General features: G+C 40.7%; 26 protein-coding genes. 7 read left to right on the top strand and 19 right to left on the bottom strand.

What is annotated here, in order from left to right; translation table 11 throughout:
• The first annotated feature begins 133 nt into the window (after nt 1–133).
• Nucleotides 134–787 carry an isoprenoid biosynthesis glyoxalase ElbB gene (gene elbB, locus A9267_RS18875; RefSeq protein WP_065110305.1) on the top strand — a complete coding sequence of 218 codons (654 nt, stop codon included), beginning with the start codon at nt 134–136 and terminating at the stop codon, nt 785–787.
• A gap of 102 nt (nt 788–889) precedes the next feature.
• Here the strand turns inward: elbB and glpG are convergent, their stop codons facing one another.
• From glpG to A9267_RS18850, 5 genes are all read right to left on the bottom strand, one after another.
• Nucleotides 890–1,744 (bottom strand): rhomboid family intramembrane serine protease GlpG, encoded by an 855-nt coding sequence (gene glpG, locus A9267_RS18870; protein WP_065110304.1) that lies wholly within the window; start codon nt 1,742–1,744, stop codon nt 890–892.
• Entirely contained in the window at nt 1,741–2,049 is a 309-nt protein-coding gene (gene glpE / locus A9267_RS18865; RefSeq protein ID WP_055025824.1) for a thiosulfate sulfurtransferase GlpE, read from the bottom strand. Before glpE ends, glpG begins: the two co-directional genes overlap by 4 nt.
• A 106-nt stretch (nt 2,050–2,155) precedes the next feature.
• Nucleotides 2,156–3,181, bottom strand: coding sequence for an L-threonine 3-dehydrogenase (tdh, locus tag A9267_RS18860; RefSeq protein WP_065110303.1), 1,026 nt, complete (start codon nt 3,179–3,181; stop codon nt 2,156–2,158).
• A gap of 10 nt (nt 3,182–3,191) precedes the next feature.
• The gene (locus A9267_RS18855) at nt 3,192–4,385 is read right to left on the bottom strand and encodes a glycine C-acetyltransferase (protein ID WP_065110302.1); all 1,194 of its coding nucleotides are present in this window, start codon (nt 4,383–4,385) and stop codon (nt 3,192–3,194) included.
• A gap of 273 nt (nt 4,386–4,658) precedes the next feature.
• A complete protein-coding gene (locus A9267_RS18850) occupies nt 4,659–5,315 on the bottom strand; it encodes a TetR/AcrR family transcriptional regulator (protein WP_055025827.1) in 657 nt (218 codons plus the stop codon).
• Nucleotides 5,316–5,618: 303 nt separating this feature from the next.
• Here A9267_RS18850 and waaA point away from each other — a divergent pair, with 303 nt between their 5' ends.
• Nucleotides 5,619–6,905 (top strand): lipid IV(A) 3-deoxy-D-manno-octulosonic acid transferase, encoded by a 1,287-nt coding sequence (waaA, locus tag A9267_RS18845; RefSeq protein WP_065110301.1) that lies wholly within the window; start codon nt 5,619–5,621, stop codon nt 6,903–6,905.
• 44 nt (nt 6,906–6,949) lie between these two features.
• On the opposite strand, the gene A9267_RS18840 is transcribed toward waaA, so the two are convergent.
• Nucleotides 6,950–7,672, bottom strand: coding sequence for a 3-deoxy-D-manno-octulosonic acid kinase (locus A9267_RS18840; protein WP_065110300.1), 723 nt, complete (start codon nt 7,670–7,672; stop codon nt 6,950–6,952).
• A gap of 89 nt (nt 7,673–7,761) precedes the next feature.
• Here A9267_RS18840 and A9267_RS18835 point away from each other — a divergent pair, with 89 nt between their 5' ends.
• The gene (locus A9267_RS18835; RefSeq protein ID WP_065110299.1) at nt 7,762–8,808 is read left to right on the top strand and encodes a glycosyltransferase family 9 protein; all 1,047 of its coding nucleotides are present in this window, start codon (nt 7,762–7,764) and stop codon (nt 8,806–8,808) included.
• A 13-nt stretch (nt 8,809–8,821) separates the two neighbouring features.
• Here the strand turns inward: A9267_RS18835 and A9267_RS18830 are convergent, their stop codons facing one another.
• The 3 genes from A9267_RS18830 to A9267_RS18820 form a co-directional block, all read right to left on the bottom strand.
• Nucleotides 8,822–9,670, bottom strand: coding sequence for a glycosyltransferase (locus tag A9267_RS18830; protein WP_065110298.1), 849 nt, complete (start codon nt 9,668–9,670; stop codon nt 8,822–8,824).
• Between the two features lie 32 nt (nt 9,671–9,702).
• The gene (locus tag A9267_RS18825) at nt 9,703–10,818 is read right to left on the bottom strand and encodes a glycosyltransferase family 9 protein (protein WP_065110297.1); all 1,116 of its coding nucleotides are present in this window, start codon (nt 10,816–10,818) and stop codon (nt 9,703–9,705) included.
• Between the two features lie 141 nt (nt 10,819–10,959).
• A complete protein-coding gene (locus A9267_RS18820; RefSeq protein WP_065110296.1) occupies nt 10,960–12,027 on the bottom strand; it encodes a CDP-glycerol glycerophosphotransferase family protein in 1,068 nt (355 codons plus the stop codon).
• Nucleotides 12,028–12,176: 149 nt separating this feature from the next.
• Here A9267_RS18820 and A9267_RS22125 point away from each other — a divergent pair, with 149 nt between their 5' ends.
• Nucleotides 12,177–13,058, top strand: coding sequence for an adenylyltransferase/cytidyltransferase family protein (locus A9267_RS22125; protein WP_225442137.1), 882 nt, complete (start codon nt 12,177–12,179; stop codon nt 13,056–13,058).
• A gap of 94 nt (nt 13,059–13,152) precedes the next feature.
• A complete protein-coding gene (locus A9267_RS18810; RefSeq protein WP_065110295.1) occupies nt 13,153–13,905 on the top strand; it encodes a glycosyltransferase family 25 protein in 753 nt (250 codons plus the stop codon).
• A gap of 90 nt (nt 13,906–13,995) precedes the next feature.
• On the opposite strand, the gene A9267_RS18805 is transcribed toward A9267_RS18810, so the two are convergent.
• Nucleotides 13,996–15,129, bottom strand: a complete 1,134-nt coding sequence (locus tag A9267_RS18805; RefSeq protein ID WP_065110294.1) for a glycosyltransferase family 4 protein — start codon at nt 15,127–15,129, stop codon at nt 13,996–13,998.
• 13 nt (nt 15,130–15,142) lie between these two features.
• Complete coding sequence (wecB, locus tag A9267_RS18800; protein ID WP_269454736.1) at nt 15,143–16,276, bottom strand: non-hydrolyzing UDP-N-acetylglucosamine 2-epimerase; 1,134 nt, start codon at nt 16,274–16,276, stop codon at nt 15,143–15,145.
• A gap of 240 nt (nt 16,277–16,516) precedes the next feature.
• Between wecB and coaD the strand changes: the two genes are divergently transcribed.
• Both coaD and A9267_RS18790 read left to right on the top strand, forming a co-directional pair.
• Nucleotides 16,517–17,008, top strand: coding sequence for a pantetheine-phosphate adenylyltransferase (coaD, locus tag A9267_RS18795; RefSeq protein WP_055025835.1), 492 nt, complete (start codon nt 16,517–16,519; stop codon nt 17,006–17,008).
• Between the two features lie 63 nt (nt 17,009–17,071).
• Nucleotides 17,072–18,598 carry a capsule assembly Wzi family protein gene (locus tag A9267_RS18790; protein WP_082972454.1) on the top strand — a complete coding sequence of 509 codons (1,527 nt, stop codon included), beginning with the start codon at nt 17,072–17,074 and terminating at the stop codon, nt 18,596–18,598.
• A 102-nt stretch (nt 18,599–18,700) separates the two neighbouring features.
• Here the strand turns inward: A9267_RS18790 and mutM are convergent, their stop codons facing one another.
• From mutM to A9267_RS18750, 8 genes are all read right to left on the bottom strand, one after another.
• Nucleotides 18,701–19,516 (bottom strand): bifunctional DNA-formamidopyrimidine glycosylase/DNA-(apurinic or apyrimidinic site) lyase, encoded by an 816-nt coding sequence (gene mutM / locus A9267_RS18785; RefSeq protein WP_065110293.1) that lies wholly within the window; start codon nt 19,514–19,516, stop codon nt 18,701–18,703.
• An 84-nt stretch (nt 19,517–19,600) separates the two neighbouring features.
• A complete protein-coding gene (locus A9267_RS18780) occupies nt 19,601–20,056 on the bottom strand; it encodes a hypothetical protein (protein ID WP_065110292.1) in 456 nt (151 codons plus the stop codon).
• A gap of 172 nt (nt 20,057–20,228) precedes the next feature.
• Complete coding sequence (gene moaA / locus A9267_RS18775; RefSeq protein WP_065110291.1) at nt 20,229–21,215, bottom strand: GTP 3',8-cyclase MoaA; 987 nt, start codon at nt 21,213–21,215, stop codon at nt 20,229–20,231.
• Between the two features lie 23 nt (nt 21,216–21,238).
• Nucleotides 21,239–23,053: a bifunctional molybdopterin-guanine dinucleotide biosynthesis adaptor protein MobB/molybdopterin molybdotransferase MoeA gene (locus A9267_RS18770; protein WP_065110290.1), complete on the bottom strand. Its 1,815-nt coding sequence runs from the start codon at nt 23,051–23,053 to the stop codon at nt 21,239–21,241.
• A 41-nt stretch (nt 23,054–23,094) separates the two neighbouring features.
• Nucleotides 23,095–23,679 carry a molybdenum cofactor guanylyltransferase MobA gene (gene mobA, locus A9267_RS18765; protein WP_055025840.1) on the bottom strand — a complete coding sequence of 195 codons (585 nt, stop codon included), beginning with the start codon at nt 23,677–23,679 and terminating at the stop codon, nt 23,095–23,097.
• The gene (locus tag A9267_RS18760; RefSeq protein ID WP_119968074.1) at nt 23,663–24,373 is read right to left on the bottom strand and encodes an energy-coupling factor ABC transporter ATP-binding protein; all 711 of its coding nucleotides are present in this window, start codon (nt 24,371–24,373) and stop codon (nt 23,663–23,665) included. The genes mobA and A9267_RS18760 overlap by 17 nt, the downstream gene beginning before the upstream one ends.
• Nucleotides 24,370–25,077: an ABC transporter permease gene (locus A9267_RS18755; RefSeq protein ID WP_055025842.1), complete on the bottom strand. Its 708-nt coding sequence runs from the start codon at nt 25,075–25,077 to the stop codon at nt 24,370–24,372. The genes A9267_RS18760 and A9267_RS18755 overlap by 4 nt, the downstream gene beginning before the upstream one ends.
• Entirely contained in the window at nt 25,077–25,898 is an 822-nt protein-coding gene (locus tag A9267_RS18750; protein ID WP_055025843.1) for a substrate-binding domain-containing protein, read from the bottom strand. Before A9267_RS18750 ends, A9267_RS18755 begins: the two co-directional genes overlap by 1 nt.
• Nucleotides 25,899–25,940 lie beyond the last annotated feature (42 nt).

The raw sequence follows: 25,940 nt of genomic DNA, 5'->3' as shown, positions 1-25,940 counted from the left end.
TGATTTAGTCAATTATTTGGTACAGTTTTTAAACCATGAAATAATTTCGAGAAACTAAGTTAGCATGTTTTTTAATCAGATCAATAGATTTGTTTGAAAAAAGTTAAATTAAGCCACTTTATAGGGATCTAAAATGAAAAATATTGCTGTGTTACTGAGCGGTTGTGGTGTTTATGATGGCGCAGAAATACACGAGTCAGTGTTAACCTTGCTGGCGTTATCAAAAGCAGGGGCTAATTATCAATGCTTTGCACCTGATGTTGAACAAATGCATGTGGTGAATCATCTTAATGGCGAAATAAATGGTGCAGAAACTCGTAACGTTTTGCAAGAGTCTGCCAGAATTTGTCGCGGTGAAGTGCTAAACGTTCAGTCATTAGATATCACTGAATATGATGGTTTGATTGTGCCTGGCGGTTTTGGTGCGGCAAAAAACTTATGCGATTTCGCCGTCGCAGGAAGTGGCAGTACAGTTGAGCCTAGTGTCGAAGCGTTTATTCAAGAATTTGCTTTAGTGAAGAAACCTATCGGGTTTATGTGTATTGCGCCGGTTATGATCCCTAGCATTTTTAAAACCAACCCTATTGGCACGATCGGTAATGATAGTGGAACCGCCCAGGCCTTCACAGAAATGGGGGGTGACCACCGTGATGCTACCGTTGAAGATATTATCGTTGATACACACAATAACATCGTATCCACACCTGCTTACATGCTTGCGAATAGCATTGCAGAGGCAAATGTAGGTATTGAAAAGCTAGTGGCTAAAGTACTTGAAATGACGTGATTAAAAAATGTACGTGTCATACATTACTCTTAACGCTGAACTGGAATGAAGTGACATATTCGATTCTCGATAGCTTAACCTGTGAAGCTATCGAGACAGGAGTTACTGATCGACCCGAGTATTGCTTTGCCTTTGGCTATCAAAAAAGCCTTGCGCTAACCCGACTAACAAGCCTCCGATATGTGCGCCGTTGGCTATTGGCATTCCCAATAGATCGGTAAAGCCTAAAACTAACCAAATCAGCATAAAAGTCATATAACTATTGGGTAAGCCAATACCTGCATCTGGTTTTCGTTGACCCATAATCCAAGTATATCCAACAACGGCGTAAACGACGCCAGATAAACCACCAAAGTTAGGGCCTGTCATCATATATTGCACTAGGCTTGGCAAGGTGCCTGCAACGACCAGTAATATCAACAGTGGTCGTGTGCCAAGTTTTGTTTCTATTTTACCGCCTAAATACCACCACCAAAGTAAATTGAAGATAAGATGCATGGCTGAAAAGTGCATTAAGCTAGGGGTAAAGGCACGCCAAACTTGGCTAAAGTCGCTACCAGGAACTGCCCCAAAGAAGGACAAAGCGCTAAAAACGTGATTAGCAAAGCCGAGGTTCATCGCAGCAAAGACAACCATGCAGACAAAAAAAGTGATTAGGGTTAAAGGGCCTGCTCCGGTAATAAATTGTTGCACTAGGCCTAAAGAGGACGAGCCATAATCGAGCTTAGTTTGGGTTGAACCATTATCCCAAGAGGCTTCTAAATATTTCTTTTGATATGGGTTTTGTCTAAAAAGCTCAAATTCATGCTTGGCTTGTTCAGCTTTTGTTTCATCATACACGACCAGAGATACCCCGTTTGCAGTCACAACGGGTACACACTCAATATCTAACCCTTTCAAGTAGTCGATAAAGGCTTGAGCTGCGCGTGCGTGGGGTAACTGGCCGATTTCAATCATGCGTGCGCTGCGCTCCAAGCTGTAAAGCCACCGTCTAAGCTATATACGTCATCAAATCCTTGTTCAATTAAGTAACCTGCTGCACCTTGACTACTAATGCCGTGATAACAGACAACGACTAATGGCATATCCATGTCCGCTTCTGCTATTACATGAGCAATGTTTTCATTAGTGAGATGAATTGATCCTTCAATATGACCTGCTGCATAACTCGCAGCATCACGGATATCGACGATTTGGACATCACTTGAGTCTGCTGTCATATGGATTAATTCATTGATTGAAAGGTGCTTAAATGTGCTCATGCTATACCGCTGCTATGTGAAATGGGATAAAAGTAATAACTGAAGTATCTAATAAGGGGCTGTATTGATACAACCCCTTTATTATTGCGGTAATTTACGATGGGAATTAATCCCAGTTTAAAATGACCTTACCTGATTGACCTGAACGCATAGCATCGAAGCCTTGTTGGAAGTCATCAATTGAGAAGTGATGAGTAATGATAGGTGATAAATCTAAACCAGACTGGATTAGACTTGCCATTTTGTACCATGTCTCAAACATCTCACGACCGTAAATACCTTTAAGGATAAGCCCTTTAAAGATCACTTTACTCCAATCAATGGCCATGTCGCCACCAGGAATACCTAACATGGCAATTTTGCCACCGTGGTTCATGGTATCGAGCATAGAATGGAACGCAGAAGGAACGCCTGACATTTCTAACCCGACATCAAACCCTTCGGTCATGCCTAAGTCATTCATGACATCTTTTAAGTCTTCTTTAGCCACATTAACCGCACGAGTTGCGCCCATTTTTCTGGCTAAATCGAGACGATACTCATTGACGTCTGTAATGACCACATGACGAGCGCCAACGTGCTTACAAACCGCAGCAGCCATAATACCAATAGGGCCAGCACCAGTAATCAGTACATCTTCACCGACCACATCAAATGATAATGCGGTGTGGACAGCATTACCGAATGGGTCGAACACCGATGCTAAATCATCAGAAATATCATCCGGAATTTTGAATGCATTAAATGCAGGTATAACAAGATATTCAGCAAATGCGCCATCACGGTTTACACCCACACCTGAAGTGTTGCGGCATAAATGGGTACGGCCACCACGGCAGTTACGGCAATGACCACAGGTAATATGACCTTCACCTGAAACTCTGTCTCCGACAGTAAACCCACGGACTTCTTGGCCCATATCGACGACTTCACCGACATACTCATGGCCCACTACCATAGGCACAGGAATAGTATTTTGTGACCACTCGTCCCAGTTGTAGATATGCACATCTGTGCCACAAATAGCGGTCTTACGAATTTTAATTAATAGATCGTTATGGCCCATTTCAGGTTTAGGCGCATCAACCATCCAAATACCTTCTTCAGGCTTTAACTTGCTAAGTGCTTTCATTGTTTAGACCTTAAATAATGCCCATTTCTTTACCAATGCGGGTAAAGGCTTCAATCGCTTTATCGATTTGAGCACGAGAGTGTGCTGCTGACATTTGTGTGCGGATACGTGCTTGGCCTTTTGGTACAACAGGGAATGAGAATCCGACCACGTAAATATTTTCAGCTAAAAGGCGATTTGAAAAGTCGCTTGCCAATTTAGCATCACCAATCATGACTGGAATGATGGCATGATCTGCACCTGCTAAGGTAAAACCTGCTTTGGTCATTTCTTCACGGAAATAACGGCTGTTTTCCCATACTGCTTCACGAAGCGCATGGCCAGACTTCAGCATTTCAAGCACATGAATTGATGCGCTGACAATTGAAGGTGCTAAAGAGTTAGAAAATAAGTAAGGACGTGAGCGTTGACGTAACCAATCAATGACTTCTTTTTTGCCCGAAGTGAACCCACCAGATGCACCGCCTAACGCTTTACCTAGTGTGCCTGTGATAATGTCTACACGATCCATTACTTGGCAAAATTCGTGAGTTCCACGACCGTTATCACCGACAAAACCAACTGCATGAGAGTCATCAACCATAACCAGTGCGCCGTATTTATCAGCTAAATCGCAAACACCTTGAAGGTTGGCAATAACACCATCCATTGAAAACACACCGTCTGTCGCAATAAGAATATCGCGAGCACCCGCTTCTTTCGCTGCTTTTAATTGTGTTTCTAAATCGGTCATGTCGTTGTTGGCATAACGGAAACGCTTGGCTTTACATAAACGAACACCATCAATGATTGATGCATGGTTTAATGCATCAGATACGATAGCATCTTCAGGGCCTAGTAAGGTTTCAAATAGACCTGCGTTGGCATCGAAACAAGAAGAATACAAAATAGTATCTTCCATGCCTAAAAATTCACTGAGGCTATTTTCTAGTTGTTTATGGATATTTTGTGTTCCACAAATAAAACGAACAGATGCCATACCAAAACCATGAGTATTTAACCCGTTTTGAGCAGCATTAATTAATTCAGGGTGATTTGCTAGGCCTAAATAGTTGTTGGCACAGAAGTTAATGACTTCTTCACTATTTACATTAATCGCCGTTTGCTGGGCTGAAGTGATAACACGTTCACTTTTGTATAAGCCTTCAGCTTTAACGTCGACAAGTTGTTGATTTATGCGGTCGTAAAATGAGGTAGAGGCCACCTGATTTCTCCTAAATATAGTTTTAATATGGAAATCTTTGGCGGCATTCTAACCTTAATTTTACTGGCTCTACAGTGTTTTTTTTAACCTGCGTAGCGATATAAAAATGATTAGGGCTAGGGCTGTTTTCACATTAGATATACTAATCATTAACACCGTTTTGTTAAGTGCTGAATAATGAAGGGCTTATCATGTTAAAAGTCAGTGAGCCGCCAATTTACAGCTATATTTTAGTCGTAAAAAGGCGGTTTGTATGCGTATGTTTGCTGGGTTTTATGCTGCTGCGTCACGTTCTTGAGACGCTATATCAAGATAATGTTGTTCAAGGCGGGTGAATGTTGGCTCTGAACTTTGGGTTGAATAGGCTTTGAAGATCATCAGCACTCGTAACAAGCCCTCATATAGCGTGGCTTTAGTGATAGTAGATGTACTTGATTGTGTAAGTTGATAACTAATCCAAAAACTAACCATCATCTTTATCGTATCGGCTAAAGCAGTAACCTTGGCGTCTTCTATTTCAAGAAAACCATCACTAATTAACTTGCGTAATACATCGCTTGAACGACGTAATACCTGTTCTTGTGCGGTCAAATAGCGTGTTTTAAGTGCTTCATCACGGCTTAATATGTCTGCAAGATTGGCGTACATGAAACGGAACTGCCATAAGGTATAAAACATGGCGTCAAAATAGCCCATCAATAGCTCAATATCGACTGTTGTGTCTTCATATGGCTTAAAGCCAGACTCTAAGTGACTTTCGTACAGAGCAAAAATAGAGTTGATGATGTCCTCTTTATTGCGGAAGTGATAATAAAGATTTCCAGGGCTTATTCCGAGATGAGCGGCAATATGGTTGGTGGTAATATTACGTTCACCGTGTTCATTAAAGAGTTCAAGACTGGCAAAAACAATTTTATCGCGGGTTTTCATATCGGTTCCAATTATCAATTGCTAACTATAGGAGTCTTGGTGACCCAATAAGACGCTTAATGCATATCCTTATGAATCTTATATTAAAACACACTTACATCTGGTCAGTTCAGCCTTAATCACATTGAGAACTACGTCTTGATGCCCAATGGCAGTTTTGAAGGCGACATAAACAACAGCATTTAGGTTATACAACATAGCTCACTATACGAAGAATATGTTGCTGTAACACTTATTCATGTGGTTTTGGTTTATGTTAACATTGTGTTTATCTGACAAGCAAAATTGATTAAGACTCTTTTCATGACTCGTGGCCTATATTCTGTCCTCTTATACCTATTATCACCTTTAGTGGTGCTATATTTTGCTTTTCGTGGCATCAAAAGTCCTGCATATAGATTGCGTTGGGGAGAGCGGTTTGGGTTAACCTCGTTATCGAGTTCTGATGTGCTAATCCATAGCGTGTCTATGGGAGAAACCTTAGCGGCAATACCATTGATAAAGACATTAATGGCGCAACATCCGCAGCTGACTTTCACCATTACGACGACTAGCCCGACAGGCTCTGATGAGGTTATTAAAGCATTTAAAGCCGAACTCGGAAATCGAGTTCAGCATTGTTATCTTCCGCTGGATTTTAGTCTTTGCGTTAAACGTTTTTTAGCTCAAGTTAACCCTAAAATATGCATCATGATGGAAACTGAGCTATGGCCAAATTTAATTCACTTTGCTAAAGCGCGCCAATGTAAGTTGATATTAGCCAATGCACGCTTATCTGAAAAATCTGCGGCAAAATACCAAAAGCAAATCAAGCTGAGTCTACCTATGCTGACTAAGCTAGATGCTATTGCAGTGCAAACCCAAGCAGAAGCACTTAGGTTTGAAGCATTGGGTGTGAACTTAGATATTTTAAGGGTTTGTGGCAGCCTGAAATTTGATTTAAGTATTGATGAAAGCAAACAACTTCAAGCGCAATCTTTGCGTCAACAGTGGGGACGTGTTTCATCCCCTGTGTGGGTCGCTGGCAGTGTTCATCCTGGTGAATTTGAAATCATGCTTCAAGTGCATCAGCAGCTTTTAAAGCATCATCCTGATGCGCTGTTAATTATGGCGCCAAGGCATCCAGAGCAATTTAATGTAGCGGCAGTAGCCACGACTCAGCAAGGGCTAACCTTGGCAAGACGCAGCATGAATGAAACGGTTAATTCAGGTGTGAATGTTTTACTGGGCGACACTATGGGTGAGTTGTTAATGCTGTATGGCGCCGCCGACTTTGCGTTTATCGGTGGCACCTTGATAGAAAATGGCGGTCACAACCCGCTTGAACCTGCAGCAATGGGGTTACCTGTGAGCGTAGGGCCACACCATTGGGATTTTGCTGAGATTACCGCTTTATTACAACAAGCTGGTGGACTAGAGGTAGTGAAAGACAAAAATGAGCTAGTTGAGCATCTATTGGGCTTATTTGTCGATAAAGTGCAATATGACAATGCTGCTAAGGCTTGTTTAACCGTAGTTAGTCAAAACCGTGGGGCATTGGCTAAACAACTGCAGGTTATTGAGTCCTATTTACCGCCAGCGAATAAATAAAACTCGATACAGTTAATAATTTTTAGAGATAAGAGTTTGTAGGATTAAGATTTTTGACTCATAAACTGGTTGTAGCCTGATAAAAGTTGCTGCCAGTTTTCTTGCTCAAATTGTAATGCGGCTAGTTTGGCTTTCTCTTTATTAAATGAGCGTAATAAGCGACTTAAGTTGGCTTTCTGCCAAGCTGAATTCGGCGCTTTAAGTTCACCTCTATCAAAATCAATCAGATAAAACTGCTCTTTAGCGAATAAGATATTTTTGGCATTCAAATCGGCATGGTAAACACCGCGGACATGAAATTGAGCAATAGTTTTCCCCAGTTGTTGCCATTGCTCCGCAGTTAACTCTGATTTTGTCAGCAAGGCGACTAAATCATTCGCACCGTTCACTAATTCAATTAATAAATCTGCACGATACCAAATACCAAAGCGCTCAATATTGGCGGCAATAGGCCTAGGTACTGGGAAACCCTCTTGATAAAGGGTATTTAAAATCGCAAGTTCACCCATGGCGCGGGTGCGGTTAAATCCAGTAAATACATAAGCATCCTTACTGAATTTCTCAATTAAGCCACCACGCCAGTAATGCCTTAAAACCCACAGTTGGGTTTTATGCTCAACAAACCAAGTGGTATAGCGGCCTTTAGATTGGCCAATAACGGCGTTATTTTCATGCCAATACTCAGGAGTGAAGTTTGCTGGCGTAAGGTCTTTAGCGAGATCATCGCACCAAGCGATAACACCTTTGTTTGTTGATTTTATTTGCATAAATGAATTACAAAGCTTCGATTTGTCTGTGGCTATATCGCTTATTCTACATTAAGATCGAACTCTTGTACTTATCTGGTTAATGGCCCATGAAAGCTGACTTTGCATCAATGACATCCTTATGTTTACTTCGACTATCTGCAATTGGCGATGTTTGTCATGCCGTTGCCATGGTGCAAGCGATTCAGAAGCAATATCCACAGTTAAAGATCACCTGGGTGATTGGTAAAGTCGAATATCAACTACTCAAGCACCTTCCTGGGGTTGAGTTTGTTATTTTTGATAAATCCCAAGGATGGCGCAGTTATACAACTTTACGAAAAGCCTTATCCGGACAAGAGTTTGATGTTTTACTGCACATGCAAGTGGCATTAAGAGCCACAATTGCATCGTTAATGATTTCAGCAAAAGTCCGCATTGGATTTGATAAAGCGCGGGCTAAAGAAGGTCAATGGTTAGTGACTAATCACGCGGTAGAAGCGTTAGCAACCCCACATGTACTAGAAGGCTTTATGGGATTTGCAAAAGCCATAGGTGTTGAGGACCTCACACCTAATTGGCATATTCCTGTTCCTGCTGCTGATACTCAATTTGCTAATGAATTGATTGGTAAGGATGAAAAAGTCTTAGTGATTTGCCCTGCTGCCAGTAAAGCTGAACGCAACTGGTTACCAGAAAGGTATGCTGCAGTTGCTGATTATGCAGTGTCACAAGGGTATCGAGTTCTTATCTGTGGTGGACCGAGTCAACTTGAAGTTGAGCTAGCGAGTTCAATCACTGGTTTTGCTACTCAGTCGATTGAAAATATGGTGGCTAAAACCTCTTTAACACAGCTATTAGCTGTATTGAAAAATGCCTCTGTAGTGATTGCTCCTGATACCGGCCCTGCTCATATGGCCGTTACTCAAGGCACCCCAGTGATAGGGTTATACGCACACTCTAACCCTGGGCGAACTGGGCCATATATGTGCTTAATGCAAGTGGTGAGTGTGTATAATGAGGTGATTCGTCAGCAATTCCCTAACATGACTATCCCTTGGGGGAAACGGGCCAAAGGGGATGACTTGATGAGCTTGATAAGTGTGGAAAAAGTGATTCAGCAGTTTGATGCGCTGTTAGAAAAAAGCCCGCGTTAATGCGGGCTTTTAATTAATATTTATGTTGTGGGTGGAAGAGCCCAAAAACTGCGCTTAAAAGTGGAATGGGTAACTTCGTTTTACGCTGTTGCTTTAGCATGTACCAATGCCAAGCTTGTTGTTTGTATTCTAATACTTCACTTTGGCTTAATTGATCTTTATAAATGTCGCAATAATCTATGATGTATTTCATATCACGCATAGGTACTTTCTCTCTGTAACCTCTACCTGCGTAATGGATAAAGCTTGCTGCTTTATAATCATCATTTCCTAAGAGTGGCATCCGATTGAAGCTTTTATCAACACTCACATTTTTAATATTATCTCTTCTAATTAGATAGTTAATAAAAGTCTGGTCGTAAAATTTGACTTCGTTACAGATTTTTTGCATTTCTTCTGCACTATTATCATTAAATAATCCAGTTTCCTTAGAAACGAGTATCATGCCAGAGTTGAAATAAACCATCTTTTCTTGTTCTTTTGGCCAATGAACGTCCCCTAGAACTTTATTGATTTGCTCGGCTTGAGCTGAGCGGTCTTTATAAGCACCTTCATTAAACATGTATATAGTGTCTAGTAAGGGGTAATTTTCAAATATATCCTCTGCCCAAGGTGTGATTAACATATCTGCATCTAAGTATAATACGCGATCATATTCTTTCAGTATTTCAGCTATATACAGTTTTTCAGACCAGGCAGGGCTAGCATCAAACTTTTTATTATTTACATGAAGTTTATAGTGCAATGAGTCTGAAATGATTACATCTGCCCCTACCCTCTCACCATATTTATGGAAGGTTTCAATTGCAGCTTTGTACATTGGGTTATCCCCAATAGCGAGAGTGAATATCGCTTTTTTCATAATAAACCTTTTAATAAATTATCTGGCAATAGTTACTTTTTCATTGATAAATATTGCTCATAGACTGTTTCAACACTTATATCCGAAACGTGCATTTTGCCTTCTTGTGCATATAAAACTTTAGATGATGCGCTTGTTGGTGGAGCCCAATAACTTTTTTTAGGTCTCATTAATGATATTAATGGAGTCTGGCTTGCGGTAGCAAAGTGCATGATTGCTGTTTCGACAGTTATGACAAAATCGGATGCTGCAATGATAGAAGGTAATTCAAAGAAGTGTTTGTGTATCGTGAATACAGCAGTTTCTGGTGGTTGAGGCATATCATTGAATGCCACCTGAAGAATGCTTTGAATCTTATCAAAGTTTTCTTTGGTAACATTGATAATGAATTTTGTTGATGAGTCTAGAGTATGCAGTTTATTGATTAAATCAATCACTTGCTCAATTTTCCAATCACGCTTTGAGCTTGTTGATAGGTGATTGATTAATATTGTTTTTCCGCTTTTATTTTTGGGGAAGTTATCTTTTAACCACTGTTGTGAAAGCTGAGTAATCTCAAGTGGAATAGTCAGACTAGGCATTTTTTTATCAGATGGTAATATCAACCCAAATATTGCATTTGCAACCATATAAAAACGATCGGTTATATGGTGGTTATTGCCAAGTAATTTTGTATCTAATATATAGATTGCGTTAGTACGTCTAAATAAAAATTTATTCAAAAAACCTTTATAAGGGACTTTAGTCATACTTGAAACAATATAACCTTTAGGCGATATTGTTCTGGCAATATCTGAAAATTGCTTCGCTTTGTTGCCTGGAGAATGACATATCACAATGTCATATTGTTTTGTTTGTGCCTCTTTTAATTGAGCGTCTCTGCTTTTTATGGAGTCCGTGCAACCATAACAGCACCCAAAACACCCTTCAGCTTGTATCCATTGTTGTAAGGTTTTACTGCGAGATAAACGCCAAGCATCATTATTGCATCGGTTATCATCTAGCCAAATATCGATTTCAATATGTGGGTGTTGTTGTTTAAGCGCAATTAGAAATGTCTTAAAGTAAAGAAAATCGCCTAGTGCAAAAGGCGATATGATAAGTAGTCGATTGCAGTTTATTAACTGTTGTGGCGAAATGATAGACATAAGGCAGTTTGCTGTTTATAGATAATAAATAAAGGATAACCTGAATAGATCTTGATTAATATTGGTTATTCGAATATTCAATTGTTAATCGAAATATCATCATTTTTCAGAACTATTTATTATGTTTGATTATAGAATAAATTAACGATTATCTTCTAAATAATTCACAATTCGTACAGATGCCAAACCATCTGTGGGGCCCACATGTTCATCCGTATATATTTGCCTATTGGCAGCGTATTGTTCAGGATTAGATAATTGTTGTGGAACAGCAGAAATCAACTCAGAATATTTGTTTACATGTAACCCTATATCGCTATAAAGCACATTATCTTTACCGAAGCGCTTTACAAAACGAAAGTGAAAAATGCCGCGATATGACCATTTGAGTTTAAAAAAATTGCATACGATAACCGGTTTTGCCAATGCGGAAAACTCGAATAAGGTACTGGATGCTTCACTGAGTAAAATATCTGCATTCTGCATAAAAGGGAGCAGTGAAATATCTTCAGCAGAGGCAACATATACATTACTAAATGCTGACCATTTCTTTAATTTTAGCTGTTGATTTTTGAATTTATCTCTCATCTGGGTTAACGAATGAGGTTTAATAAGAATATTGTAATCTGCAAAATCTTTCGGCCAATTATCAGGAAAACATTCTAAGGAGCTCGGATTAAATGTCGGAGCGTACAGAATCGTTTTCTTATTACTATCTAGACCTATTTTGTCTAAATCTAACCCAGGCTCTTGATGATTAATGATTGGGTCTAATTTTGAAAATCCGACCTGAACAAAGTTATCGTCAGGGTAAAATTCTTTGATTTTGGCTAACCGCAACGACCCTTCAATAAATCTTACTGTCATCGGAGTGATAGATTTATGGTAATAAGAAGGTTTAGGTCCTATACCATGGCCAAGTTGAGCCGTTTTTGAGTACTGATGGATACTGTCGAGATAAGTACATTTATTACCGAAGAAAATCCAGTCAGGTTTTTGAGCGAGGTAGAGTGTTTCTGCTTCACTATCATCATTAACCCAAAGACACTCTAAATCTAATTTATTAAAAATTTGCTGAACGACATCCTTCTCATTGCGCTCATGATAACAAACGAGTTTAACAGAATGACCTTGTTTTTTTAATTCTTGAATAATAGGAACGTACTGGGGAAGATAATACACATTGAGAGTATCGAAAAAAATTAGCATGATATTCCTATTAATTATGCTTCAAAGATGTTTACAGTGTTTAATTATATGTTAGTTAATCTTAAGCAATCAAATTCCAACTACCGATTTGTTACATTGGTACTTTCAAACAGACTAACTCGTAGACGGCTTTACAATATTGAACTAAAATGTTTCCCACAATTCTACTGTGTACTGAATTCATGCCTCAAGTAACGCTTAAAAAATTTGCCTACCCTGAAAGTCTTATTAAATCTTATCAGCACTGGGATTTATTACTCAGACCTGAACAACCAACATTAGGTTCAATGGTGTTGATATGTAAAGAGAGTGTGCATCAATATTCTTCGATTTCAAAAGAAGCTGCTGACGAACAGTCACTAATCATCTCTGATATCGAAAGAGTGCTAAAAAAGCGTTTTGATTATACAAAAATTAACTATTTGATGCTGATGATGGTCGATCCTGACGTACATTTTCATGTGATACCGCGTTATGAGTCACCTGTTGAATTCTGTGACAAAGTGTTTACTGATAAACAATGGCCGAACCAGCCGAGTCTTGCCAATGAATTGCAACTTGATGACATTTATCAGCAAGAGTTATTAAAAACCCTCAAAAGTGACTTCATTTCTCTTGAGTCAAAAGAGACAACGAAGAAATATCGACGAATGTATACATCTGGGTGTTTCGATATTTTTCATCAAGGTCATTTGAATATTCTAAAGAAAACCAAAGAGCTGTGCGATTATCTTATCGTGGGAGTGTCTACCGATGAGGTGATAATTAATTCCAAAGGTCGTCCTCCTATTATTCCATTTGAAGAACGGATTTCGATTCTGGAAGCCAACCGCTACGTTGACGAAGTGATCCCTCAGGTTGATAAGAATAAGCAGGCAGTAGTTGATCAATATAATATTGATGCAATTTCAGTTGGTTCAGATTGGAAAGGGAAATACCCACCAGTTACGTGTGAAATGGTTTATTTTGATTACACGCCTAATGTTAGTTCAACCGTGTTAAAGCAAAAATTAAATATCACGCCAAAGTAGAGTATTACAGACAAAATGAAGAACCATCAATGAGTCGCTTTTTGACTGTGTAGAATATTATATAGATAAGCCCAAGGATGGTAGAAGAGACATTATGCAGTTTAAAGTGTTTGTAATAAATCTTGATAAAAGCACCGAAAGAATGGCTTTTATGCGTCAACAGCTAGAACTACTCAATATAGACTATGAAAGAGTACCGGCTGTATATGGCAAAGACCTAGATGATGCTGAAATCCACGCTGTCTTCAATGAAAAAGCGAATCTTGTAAAGTACGATAAAGTGCTTAACGTGGGTGAAATTGGCTGTTATCTGAGCCATATAAACTGCTGGAACATGATGGTGTCGCAAGGGTTAGATTTTGCGCTTATTCTAGAGGATGACTCAGTGCTTAACCCTGAGTTACTCTCACTAATACAGAGCATCAGCCAATTACCTTCTTCATGGGATTACATTAAGTTATGTCATGGACGAAAGCAGAAAAAAGTCATTGATAGTATTGAGTTAACAGAGCTATTTTCATTGTCGACTTGTTTAAAGTTACCGTCTTCGACTCGCGGGCAATTTGTATCGTTATCAGGGGCCCAAAAGTTATTAGCTAGCGCCACTCCGATTACGAGGCCAATTGATATCGATATACAGTATTGGTATGAAAAATCATTAGCTTGCTATGTCGTTAAACCTTTTCCGGTATTAGAGGCTGATTTTGAAAGTGAAATCTGCACTTTAGAAAATAGAAATAATGCTAAAAAACATCCAGTGAGACGTATTTGGCAAAAGGTGTGTTTTGAAGCGAACGTGCGGATAAATAGAAATAAGCTACCTGATATTAATCAGTTAAAGCGTTAAATATTAATGTTTTTACATTAAAAGCGACAATAGCAATATTGTCGCTTTTTTTGATTCTTGTGGCTGTGATTTTTAGTTGATAAACAAGATTTAATGACAAGCTTTAGAAGGTAAGCTGTTTATGACATCAACCCAAGCCCGAGACCATTGCGCTTGCGAGCAGACGTGTTTAATTGACTCATATCCATTGATTGCCAACTGTTGAGTTTGGTGTATATCATTAATTGCTTGGTAAATAACCCGTTCAAACTCATTGGCATTAGGCATAACCAAATGGCCGTTATAGCCGTCGATAATTAAGTTTGAAAGGCCACCTACATTGCTACTTATCACCAAACATCCCGCTGCCATGGCTTCAATCATGGACAATGATGTGCCTTCTGAGCCTAAGGTTGGAATAACCGCTATATGATGTTGCTGGTGGATGTGAAAACTTTCTTGAGCTTGATACTGAGTGATTGTAACTCGAGGATGTTTTGCAAAGGCTTTTTCGAGTAAAGGCTGAAGTGGCCCCTCTCCAGCGAATGTGACCTCGAGGTGTTCAAATTGATTTAACAGTTTTTTAATCACTGGCGCAATCATCGCAATACCTCGGTAGTCAACGAACCGTCTTGCTATGATGAGTTTGAGAGTTTGCGGCGATTGAGTCCATTTCTGTAGCAACTGGTCTGTGGCTAATCGTTGTTGATAAAAATTATAGATGACTTTGATTTGTTGAGCTTGGGGGCTGCACCAAGTGCGATACCAGTTTACAAAGTTATGATCGACGCAAATGAGTGTATCGCTTTTTCTAGCAAATTTTAGATACTTATAATGATTTAGCAGTGATGACAAAAATTGTTTTGAAAATGACGTATTGGATTGTGGCTTATCCCATGAAACGCCATGTTGAATACCGACTGTGGCGAGTCCAGGTATTTTGACTGCATAAGAATCAGTGGCGAAGATAACCACATCGCCTTCTTTAGCATGCTGTTTAACCCATTGCGCTAACGCAAATTTTTTACTATTTCCCCGATATATGCCTGTTGTGACTCCATTGATAATCACGTCTTCTCTTTCAAGACAAAAAGACGTTTTCGCAGGTTGAACAATTTGAGTTCGCCATTGCTGAGTCTTAAATGTCTCAATGAGGCTCATAATATAGTTTTCAATACCGCCAATGGTGTGTATCTCACCTTGTGGGGTAAACATTGAGCGATAGATGATAAAAATATTTTTCATGGACTAGCCTGCATTAAATGAGTTGGTAATGGCGCAATATTTGCGTTTGAATTAGTTGACAGGCTTGTCCGTCGCCATAAGGGTTACTAGGTTTTGTATTTTGTTCTTGTTGCTCAAGTAAGGTCGTGACAGCGTTAATGATACGATCAGTATCGGTTCCTACAAGGTTGACGGTTCCGGCTTCAAGCGCCTCAATACGTTCGGTTTTATCTCTAAGCACTAATACGGGTTTGTGAAGTGCTGGTGCTTCCTCTTGGACGCCTCCTGAGTCGGTTAAAATAATATCTGCACGATCCATGAGATAAACAAAAGAAGGGTAATCTTGTGGCGCAATGAGATGAACGTTATCAATATTACCAAGGTATTGATTCACAGGGGCTTGCACCTGTGGATTTAAATGTACTGGATAGATGATAGCGACATTAGGATATGTAGTGGCTATCTTTTGTAATGCCAAACAAATGTTCTCAAAACCTGTGCCAAAATTTTCCCGTCTGTGGACTGTAACCAGTATCACTTTTTGATAGCTTACGCTGTTAAGTAGCTCAGTTAATGCCGTTGGCTGAAATCCATTTTCATGATTTGAAGCAACTGTTTGCAGTAACGCATCAATCACGGTATTGCCTGTGATATGGATATTATCAGGTTGATGCCCCTCAGCGAGTAAGTTATTTGCAGCCGTTTGAGTGGGCGCGAAATGGTGTTTAGCGAGTGTGGCTGTCAGTTTTCGATTGGCCTCTTCTGGCCAAGGTGATTGTAAATCGCCGGTTCTGAGGCCTGCTTCAACATGACCCACATCGACTTTTTTATAGAAGGCGGCAAGTGCAGCCGCAAATGAAGTAGTTGTATCTCCATGAACTAACACCAGTTGAGGTTGAAAGTCGTTAATAACCTGGCTTGTTCCCTCAATAATGGCGGAAGTTAACCATTCAAGAGATTGTTGCGACTTCATCAAGTTCAGGTCGTAATCAGGGGTAATATTAAATAAGCCTAATACTTGGTCTAGCATTTCTCGGTGTTGACCTGTAACGCAAACTCGCACCTCTAAACTAGGGTGCTGAGCAAGTAGTTTTGCCAGTGGGCTCATTTTAATTGCTTCTGGGCGGGTGCCGAAAACCAGTAAAACTTTAAAAGGGAGTAAGTTCAATTGAATAGCTATACAGGTCGAAATAGGATTAATGCTGATTTTACCTGTTATTTTTTATGATAACCATGCACTGAAAGTATTTGATTTACGTTATCGAGCCATTTTATCGATATTAATTTTGCTGTCATTGTCGGCCTTGTAGTATTATTTGGCGGCTTAATTGACCGATAATGAACCTTGTTTAGTTCTGAATGATATACTCTTCAACGGACTGAATTCACTGATATAGCGAATACTTACATGCATAGACGTGCAATATATCCAGGAACGTTTGACCCTGTTACCAATGGCCATGCTGATCTGATAGAACGTGCTGCGAGACTTTTCCGTCACGTTATCATTGGTATTGCCTCAAACCCGTCCAAAAAGCCTATGTTCACGCTTGAAGAAAGAGTGGAGCAAGTGAACCTTGTGACGGCACATTTAGACAACGTAGAAGTTGTCGGCTTTACTGGATTGTTGGTTGATTTTGCTAAAGAACAACAAGCCAGTGTACTTGTGCGTGGTTTAAGAGCTGTGTCGGACTTTGAATATGAATTTCAATTGGCCAACATGAATCGTCGATTAAGCCCTGATTTAGAAAGTGTGTTTTTAACACCTGCCGAAGAAAACTCTTTTATCTCTTCAACTTTAGTTAAAGAGGTTGCTTTGCACGGCGGCGATGTGAGTCAATTTGTGCACCAAGATGTGGCGATTTCCTTGTTGGATAAAATTGCCTCGACCAAGTCTTAGCAACGTAACGTGAAATGGACTTTTCAAATACGTTAATCTTTTTAATTACCTATTAAGCACAGCATGAAACTATCTCAGTCGTTATCTCAAAAGTGTACGTTATCAAAACGATTTATTAGAAAACATCTCACCACACTGAGCCTAGCAGGGTGTTGTTTAAGTTCTTCTGTTGTGGCTGCCCCATGGGTCGATACTTCTGATATTTATCTTCGTGCCGACATTCAAGCGCTTGCCGATGCAGGTGTGATTACCGTCCCCATTAATACTTTTCCGCTCATGTGGTCAGGTATCGGTAATGATTTGAGAAAAGCTGAGCCATCAATTATGTCTCCGGCGCTAGTTGATGCTTTTGCGAGGGTTAACTTTTACTACCAAAATGCAATTGAAAATAGAGGTAATACGACAATTGCCGCAACGGCAGCAACTGATGAAGCTCGCTTTCAGCATTTTGGCTCAGATTATCGTGAAAAAGGTGAACTCACCGCTTCCCATGAATATCTTGGCGAGCGATTCGCTTATAAGGTTACAGCGTCAGCAAATTACGACCCACAAGATGATAAGACATTTCGATTAGATGATTCATATATGGCCGTGGTGTTAGGCAACTGGATTATTACGGCTGGCACCATAGAGCAATGGTGGGGGCCGGGGTTTGATTCTGGTTTACATAAATCAAATAATGCCCGTCCAATGCCTTCGTTAATGGTATCTCGTAACAGTGCAGAAGCTTTTGAGACACCTTGGTTATCATGGTTAGGTACGTGGACACTAACTGGTGGCATCAGCATGATGGAAGAAGAAAGGTATGCTCCTCATGCGTTGTTATGGAACTTACGAGCTTCTATTAAACCGTTAAGACAGCTTGAAATTGGCCTCTCTTGGACCACACAATTTTGCGGTGAAGGTCAGGAGTGTGATTTAGATAGTGCATGGAAGTCTATTACAGGGCAGCGTGATTGTCGCGGCTTTGAAGATGGTGACTGTTCTAACTATGGCAACCAAATGGCAGGCTTCGATGTACGCTATTCAGAAACCTTCTGGGATGTCCCTGTGGGGATCTTTTTAGAGCGTACCTGTGAAGACTCTAAAGGCGACCCATGGGAAATTGTCGATTGTGGAAAAATGTACGGCGTAGATACTCGCTTTAGTTTCGACTCTCAACAGTACAAATTGTTTTTTGAGTACACAGACACCATGGTTTTTTGTGGTGAAGACTCGACCAAGTTTAATTGTTTTTATGAGCATAGTACCTATAAAAGTGGCTCACGTTATCATGGCCGAGCCTTTGGCAGTACTTATGACAGCGATGCGCAGGTATATGCTTTAGGGTTAGTAGGGCAATTTAAAAACAGCCATGCATTTACCTCAATATTTAGGTATGCACAGTTAAATAAAGATGGAGAAAGCCCAAGCCATGGCTGGGCGCCGCAGCCGCCTAAAGAAGATTTGTTGATGTTAGAGCTGTCTTACAGAATGCCACTGATGAGCGGTATGATGACCTTTGGCGGCACCGTGTCACAATCTGAATTTGAAGTGGAAGATTCTGAAACCGACGGTACTTTATTTACGCGCTACGAGTACAAGTTCTAAGATGATTTGCTAAAAAAGCCTCAACATTGTTTGAGGCTTTTTAATAGCGTTATTCCATTAAATTACTTTCTGAAAAATTCCACAGGCTAATGTCTAGTGAGCTTAATAGCTTTGGCACACACCACAAAAAACCGTAGTCCGCTGCCCCAGTTTTATTTCACTGAGTAAGTTACCGCATACGCTGCAAGTTTCACCGCCGCGTCCATAAACATGGAGCTTTTGTGCAAAATAGCCTGGTTTACCGTCAGCATTTGTAAAGTCCTTTAAGGTCGTTCCACCTTGTTTAATGGCTTGAGCAAGGATTTGTTTTACTTCAGCGACCAATATTGTCAGCCTGTCTATATCAATGTTGCCTGCAGCCGCTTGTGGATGAATACCTGCTGCAAAAAGAGCTTCGTTAGCGTAAATGTTTCCTACGCCCACCACGATATGGTTGTCCATTAAACACAGTTTGATGGCTTTCTTTTTATTGGTTAATGCCTGTTGTAACTGTTGTGGGTTAAAGCCGTCACTAAGAGGCTCTGGACCCAATTTTGACAATAGCGGATGTCCATCTTCTGGCAGCTCATACCAAAGCCAAGCCCCAAATCGCCGAGGGTCGTTGTATCTCAGAACTCGGCCATTTTCTAATACGAGGTCGATATGATCATGTTTCTCGACGGGAGTATTCGCTGGCAGGATGCGTAAGCTGCCAGACATACCAAGGTGGACAATGGTAATCCCCGCATCGGTGTCGATTAATAAGTATTTGGCTCGGCGGCGAACCTGCTTAATCGTTTGCCCTATGATGTTTTTACAAATATCAGGTACAGGCCAACGCAAAGAGGCGTTTCTAATGACTAAATCGCGTACGGTTTGATCAACAAGATGCGGTGATACACCTTGCTTAGTGACTTCTACTTCTGGTAACTCAGGCATATGAATCCATTTATTGTCTATTAGCTAAGTTTGACGCTGGTGGCGTTTACTTGGTCTTTATCGTTACTCACTAGATGATGATAATTATTGGGTTGAGATAATCGGTGCTAACTCACTGCGTAAGCTTGGTGGTATTTGATACCAATTGCTTGATGCCGATTGTAAAAGCCCTTCAGCAGGATAGTACTGCCAATGCTGCGCTTGTTGTTGATGATTAATGGCAATGGTCAATGTTACGGGGGCGGTAAGCAATTGGATCTCATTCGCAGGCATTTGAACTGCTGAAACCATTAGTTTTGACCAAGCAGTAGCAAGGGGTTGGCAATTGAGTACGCTATCGTCACAACGCCATTGAGAGGCTGATTTATTAAGCCAAATACCATTAAATTGCAATTGGGTTAATTGGTTGCTTTCATCAAATAATGCATGAGCATCATCTGGCACTTTATTGGTTTTGGAGTCGATAAAGGTTAACACTGCAACCATAAAGACACAGGCAATGATGAGAATGTTGTTCCATTTTTTACGAGATAAAGCCATAAACTAATGCATTACTGCTTGTGAGTCCGATCGTGTCCCTAAGTGTATAGCAAAATACTGGTGAGCAAAAAGTGAATAGTTATCGTTAGTTGAAAATGGCGTTGACTGAGTCATCCAAAAAAAGGTGATGCATTATTTAGCATCACCTTTCGTTAACTGAAGTTGATGTTCACTAGCCGCCTGTTGAATTCATAAAACGTAAGATTTGCACGTCATCATCGGTGCCAAAGTAATGTTCTTTTGGCTTGTGTTGAATTCCTTCTAATATGGCCTCTTTGAGTTTGCCGATATCCCCGGGAAATTCACGCACAATCGATTTTAAATCTACCGAATTCTCGTTGCCCAAACATAACAATAAACGACCTTCTACCGTCACGCGAACACGATTACATTCGTGGCAGAAATTATTACTGTGAGGTGAAATGAAACCGATATGAATATTGCTGTCGGCCATTTTGTAATAGCGAGCAGGCCCGCCAGTACGTTTACTTGATGGAATTAATGGATAAGCTTCTTCAATTAGTCCTCTGACTTCTTCACTTGAGCAGTGACGACTACGTTTGCGCTCATCCATTACACCTAATGGCATTTCTTCAATGAAAGCAATATCTAACTCACGGTCACGGCAAAAATTGATTAAATCAATCACTTCGTGATCGTTTTTGCCACGCAAAATCACCGCATTGATTTTGATGTGTTTAAAGCCTGCGGCTTTTGCTGCATCAATTCCCGCAATCACTCGTTCTACTTTGCCATTGCGAGTCATTTCGGTAAAGAGATCAGGGTTTAAGGTATCTAAACTGATGTTTAGACGCTTAAGGCCTGCATCATGCATTGGCTGAGCAAGCTTACTTAAGCGCGAACCATTAGTGGTCATCGACAAGTCATCTAAGCCCGGTAGTTGACCGAGTAACTCAATTAACTTGTCACAGTCGGTTCTAACTAAAGGCTCACCGCCAGTTAAGCGAATTTTCTTTACACCTAATTCGGTAAAAGCTTGTGCAATCCATGCCAGTTCTTCAAGGCTTAATACCTGTTCTCTTGGTAAAAAGCTGGGATCTTCACTCATGCAATATACACAGCGAAAATCACAACGGTCAGTGACCGATAAACGTAAGTATTCTACTTTTCGGTTAAACTTGTCGACTATTAAACTCATGAATTAGCACATCTTTTGGTTAGTTATAACAGTTCAGCAAAAGGCTGAATGTAGACTTGTTGGCCTGGCATAACTGAATCTTCGGCTTCGCCGATAACAATCAGACAGTTTGCTTTGACCATTGAGTTCAACATCCCTGAACCTTGCGCCCCAGTAGAGGCAACATGTAAACGTCCATCATTGCTTAAATGATACTGACCACGAACAAATTCAGTTCGTCCTGTTCTACTGCGCAACATAGTATCGGTAATAGCTGGTAAATACTGTGGTGTAAAATTGATTTCGCCAGCGAGTTTTCGAATAGCAGGTTGAACAAACTGTAAAAATGACACCATTACAGCCACAGGGTTACCCGGTAAACCAAAGAACAAACTCTCATTCACTTTTCCGAATGCGAGAGGGCGACCTGGACGCATGTTAATACGCCAGAAGTTAATTTCGCCAATTTTAGCGAGGACAGTCTTAATATAATCTGCATTTCCTACAGATACGCCGCCTGAACTGATAACAATATCCGCATCAACTGAAGCCTTTGACAATGCGGTTGTTAATGCTTCTTCGCTATCTTCGATAATGCCTAAATCAATGACATGGCAACCTAACTTTTGCGCCATTGATTTGATGGTGTAGCGGTTTGAATCATAAATGCAGTTGGCTTTTAGTGGCTCACCTGGTTGGCTGACTTCATCGCCTGTAGAAAATACGGCAATAGTAGGCTGTTTGACCACTTCGGCAGTGGCTAAACCCAATGAGGCTAATAACCCCTGTTCAGCGGCATGTATGCGGTGACCTTTTGCTAATGCTAAGGCATCTTTAGCAATATCTTCACCTGCTAAGCGTACATGTTGCCCCGCAATAACTGGCCCTTGTAGCTGTACTTGTCCATCTTGCTCGACGACTAATTCTCGAGCTTCAACGGTATCAGCGCCTTGGGGTACGGTTGCACCCGTCATAATGCGCACAGCTTCACCTGCTGCTAAGGTGCCTGGGTACTCGTGGCCTGCCAGCACTTCACCCATTAATGTAAGTGGTGCAGCTGGGTGTTCAGGGCTGTTATCTTGACTATAAGCAAAGGCATAACCGTCCATTGCTGAGTTTGTTTGTTGTGGTACGTTTACGGGAGAAATCGCATCGCTTGCCAGTACACGGTTAGCGGCATCATCAATCGCAACTTGCTCACTGTCAGTGAGTGGCTTCACCATCGCCATTAATTGTTCTAAGCCTTGAGCAACAGATAAGAACTTTTGCTCGTCTGATACTGGTGTTGCTTCAGCGGGAATCGGCAGTTCGATGTCTGGTGCTTGCCAGTTTGTTTGGTATTCAATTACAAAGTCAGCAATTTGGCCGACATTATTTAAATCTAAACGAGTTAGCTCTGCTGGCGTTTCAGTTTCGTCACAACAGGCAATAGCCACAATGTTGTCATCATGAGTATGAATGAGGGGCTTGCCGTGCGCTGCGCGGTGTAATTCAATTTTTGGTAGCTCGAGCTTTTTAAAGCCTTCAACTAAAACGATATCGACTTTATCCGCTTCAATTTGCGCTAATAAGTGCGGTAATTGCGGATCACCCTCAACGGCATCTTCGGTCATTAAAGCCCAACGAACATGTGAAGCGACCAACATTTGTTTAGCGCCTGCTTTGCGCATTTCGTAGCTGTCTTTACCTGGAATATCGACATCAAAATTATGGTGGGCGTGTTTTATTACCGCTAGACGCACCCCGCGGCGGTTAAGCTCAGGAATAAGTTGTTTTAATAAGGTGGTTTTACCGGTGCCGCTATAGGCACAGAATCCGAGAACGGGAATATTAAGCGGATTGGAAAACGGTATACTCATATAGACCTCATTGTTGACTTATCATGGCGTTTAGCCACAAATTATTTGGCATTCTCGATGACAAGTTTTTGTTCAAGTGTATTCACATTCACAAATGCATTTGGTTGGTCAGCAAAGCTTGTGACCACATATTTGTGTTGTTCATACCAAAGGAAAATTTTACGATCGCCTGCATCTAAAAATGCCTGCATAGAATCTTTTAAGTGTGGTTTGAGCAGTAAAACCACTGGCTGATGATGTTCACCGTCACTGGCGACCACAATATCGGCATCGGCTTCTTTAAGCGATGCATACATACGTTCACACAAATCAGTCGGGAGCATCGGACTATCACAAGGCACCACTAGCAATAAGTCAGCATCGGTATTGTTCATGGCTGTGACCATTCCGGCTAATGGGCCTAAATAACCGCTTTCTTGATCGCTTAATACATCAAAGCCTAACTCAGCATATTGCGCTTGGCTGCGATTAGCATTAATCATTATACGATCAACTTGTGGCTGAACCCGAGCGATAGTATGAGCAATCATTGGCTTACCGCTAAGTTCAACTAAGCCTTTATCAATACCGCCCATTCTTCTGGCCATACCGCCAGCTAAAATCACCGCATCAATTTGCACTGACATAGTGAAACTCCTGAGATTGTTCAAAGCGAGGTATATGGTTACTTTCAACAACTTTGTGCTCTGATATATGCCAGTGTTTTTGGCATAAAGCTGTTAAACCGCAAGTTTGATGGCTACTAATTAGCAATCCTGTACCATCTTGTTTGAGCTGATTTATCATCGCAAGTACTAATTTTTGCGATTGCTTATCCATATTAGAAATTGGTTCGTCGAGCATGAGCAATTTGGGCTGAGTGATCCAGGCTCTAGCAACAGCCAAACGTTGCCGCTCACCGCCAGATAAATCTGTTGCATCGCTTTTTAATAATGCGCCCAGTTGTGCCATGTTAATTGCTTGCTCAACTCGCTCTTGTTGTTGCTGAGGTGATAACTGACTTTTTGGTAAAGCATAACGAATATTATACTCTACAGAGCCATCAAATAAATAAGCATGCTGATGTAAGTATACCGCCTTGCCAAGCAATGAATTTTTGCGCCACCATTTTGTTGGCTCAAAACCTTCAGCTGTAACTGTGCCAGCTGAAGGTTTAATAATGCCAGCAATCAATTTCATCAATGTTGATTTGCCAGAGCCATTGTCGCCTTGAAGGTAAATAACATCCCCTTGGCAAAATGTGAGTTGCTCAAATTCAAATAACAGTCTGTCTTTAAAGTTTTTACGTATATTTTTTGCAACTAATTTGACTGTCATTATTGGCTCCTAGGCATGGCTTTACCACGCAATGAACCGATAGCGAAATTAATCACAATCGCCAAGATTAATAAAACCAGTCCTAGTGCAATAGCTTGGGCAAAATCACCCTTACTGGTTTCAAGCGCAATGGCAGTGGGAATATTACGAGTATGATGCAGAATATTGCCACCGACCATCATCGAACAACCAACCTCAGTTAAAATACGGCTAAATGCGGCAATCACTGCCAATAATAATGGCACGCGGAGTTCGCGGCAAACCGTCCAAATAGCTCTAGACCAAGATGCACCTAAGGTACGTGAGGTTTCGTAAGCACGTTTATCAATACTGCTAAAGGCTGCTTGAGATAATGCAATCAGTACTGGCGCACAAATCATCATTTGACCGAGGATCATACCTTGTTGAGTAAACAACCAGCGTAAATCGCCCAAAGGACCGTTTCGAGTTAGCAGTAAGTAAGCAAGTAAGCCTATGACAACAGTAGGAATTGATTGCAAGGTTTGAACTATGTTAGTGACAAACCAGCGACCAGGAAATTGGTATGATGCAAGCAGAAAGCCAAGCATGATTGACGGGATTAATGTGATGATTAATGCCGCAAAAGAAACTGAAAAAGATACACTTATGATAGACCATACGTCTGGGTCTAAAGAAAGCAGCAAGCTAAAAGCTTGCTGCGTTAGGGCTAACCAGCCATCATTCATTACTTATATGTTGCCTTAAACAATTGTTCTCCCTGAACTTTAAAATCATTAATCATCTGTTGTGCTTGAGGGCTAATAAACCAGTCGCTCAAAGCTTTTGCTCCTTGATGATTTAAATCAGGATATTTTTCTGCACTAATTAGCATGATTTGATAAGGGTTGGCTAATGCAGCGCCACCTTCAAAAGTGATTGCTAAATCTAATTTAGATTTATAAGCAACAAACGTACCACGATCAGTTAATGTGTAAGCTTGTTTCTCATCAGCCATTAATAATGTTTTGCCCATGCCTTGGCCAATTGAAGTATAGCCTGAAAAATCTGGGGTAACAGCAGCTTCTTTCCAAATTGCGAGCTCTTTCATATTGGTGCCTGAATTGTCACCACGAGAGATAAAGGTGCTCTTGCTTTCTGCTACTTTTTTGAACGCTTCAACAACATCTTTGCTGCCGTTCATTTTGGCTGGATCGTTTTTAGGTCCAAGCACTACGAAGTCATTTTCCATAATGCCACGAGGGGTTGTGCCATAACCTTCATTGATAAATTTTGCTTCCGCAGCTGGAGCGTGAGTCATGACTACGTCTACATCTCCTTGACGTGCAAGCTTTAATGCTTTGCCCGTTCCGGTCGCAATCACTTGTACTTTGTAACCAGATTCAGCTTCAAATGTCGGTAAAATTGCGCGTAATAAACCTGAGTTATCTGTGCTGGTTGTGGTTGCTAACTTAATCGTTTCTGTCGCTTCAACTGAATCACTGACCATTGCACTACTGATTAGTGCCATACCTAAAAAAGCAGTTAAACCTGACTTTAAATTAAACATTTTATCTCCTTGATAAAAAAGTAACCTGCTATACAACGTGAT

Source organism: Shewanella sp. UCD-FRSSP16_17, assembly GCF_001675935.1.
GTDB lineage: Bacteria > Pseudomonadota > Gammaproteobacteria > Enterobacterales > Shewanellaceae > Shewanella > Shewanella japonica.
Note: the sequence above shows the minus strand (reverse complement) of the source record. Positions and strands in the feature narration are given on the sequence as shown.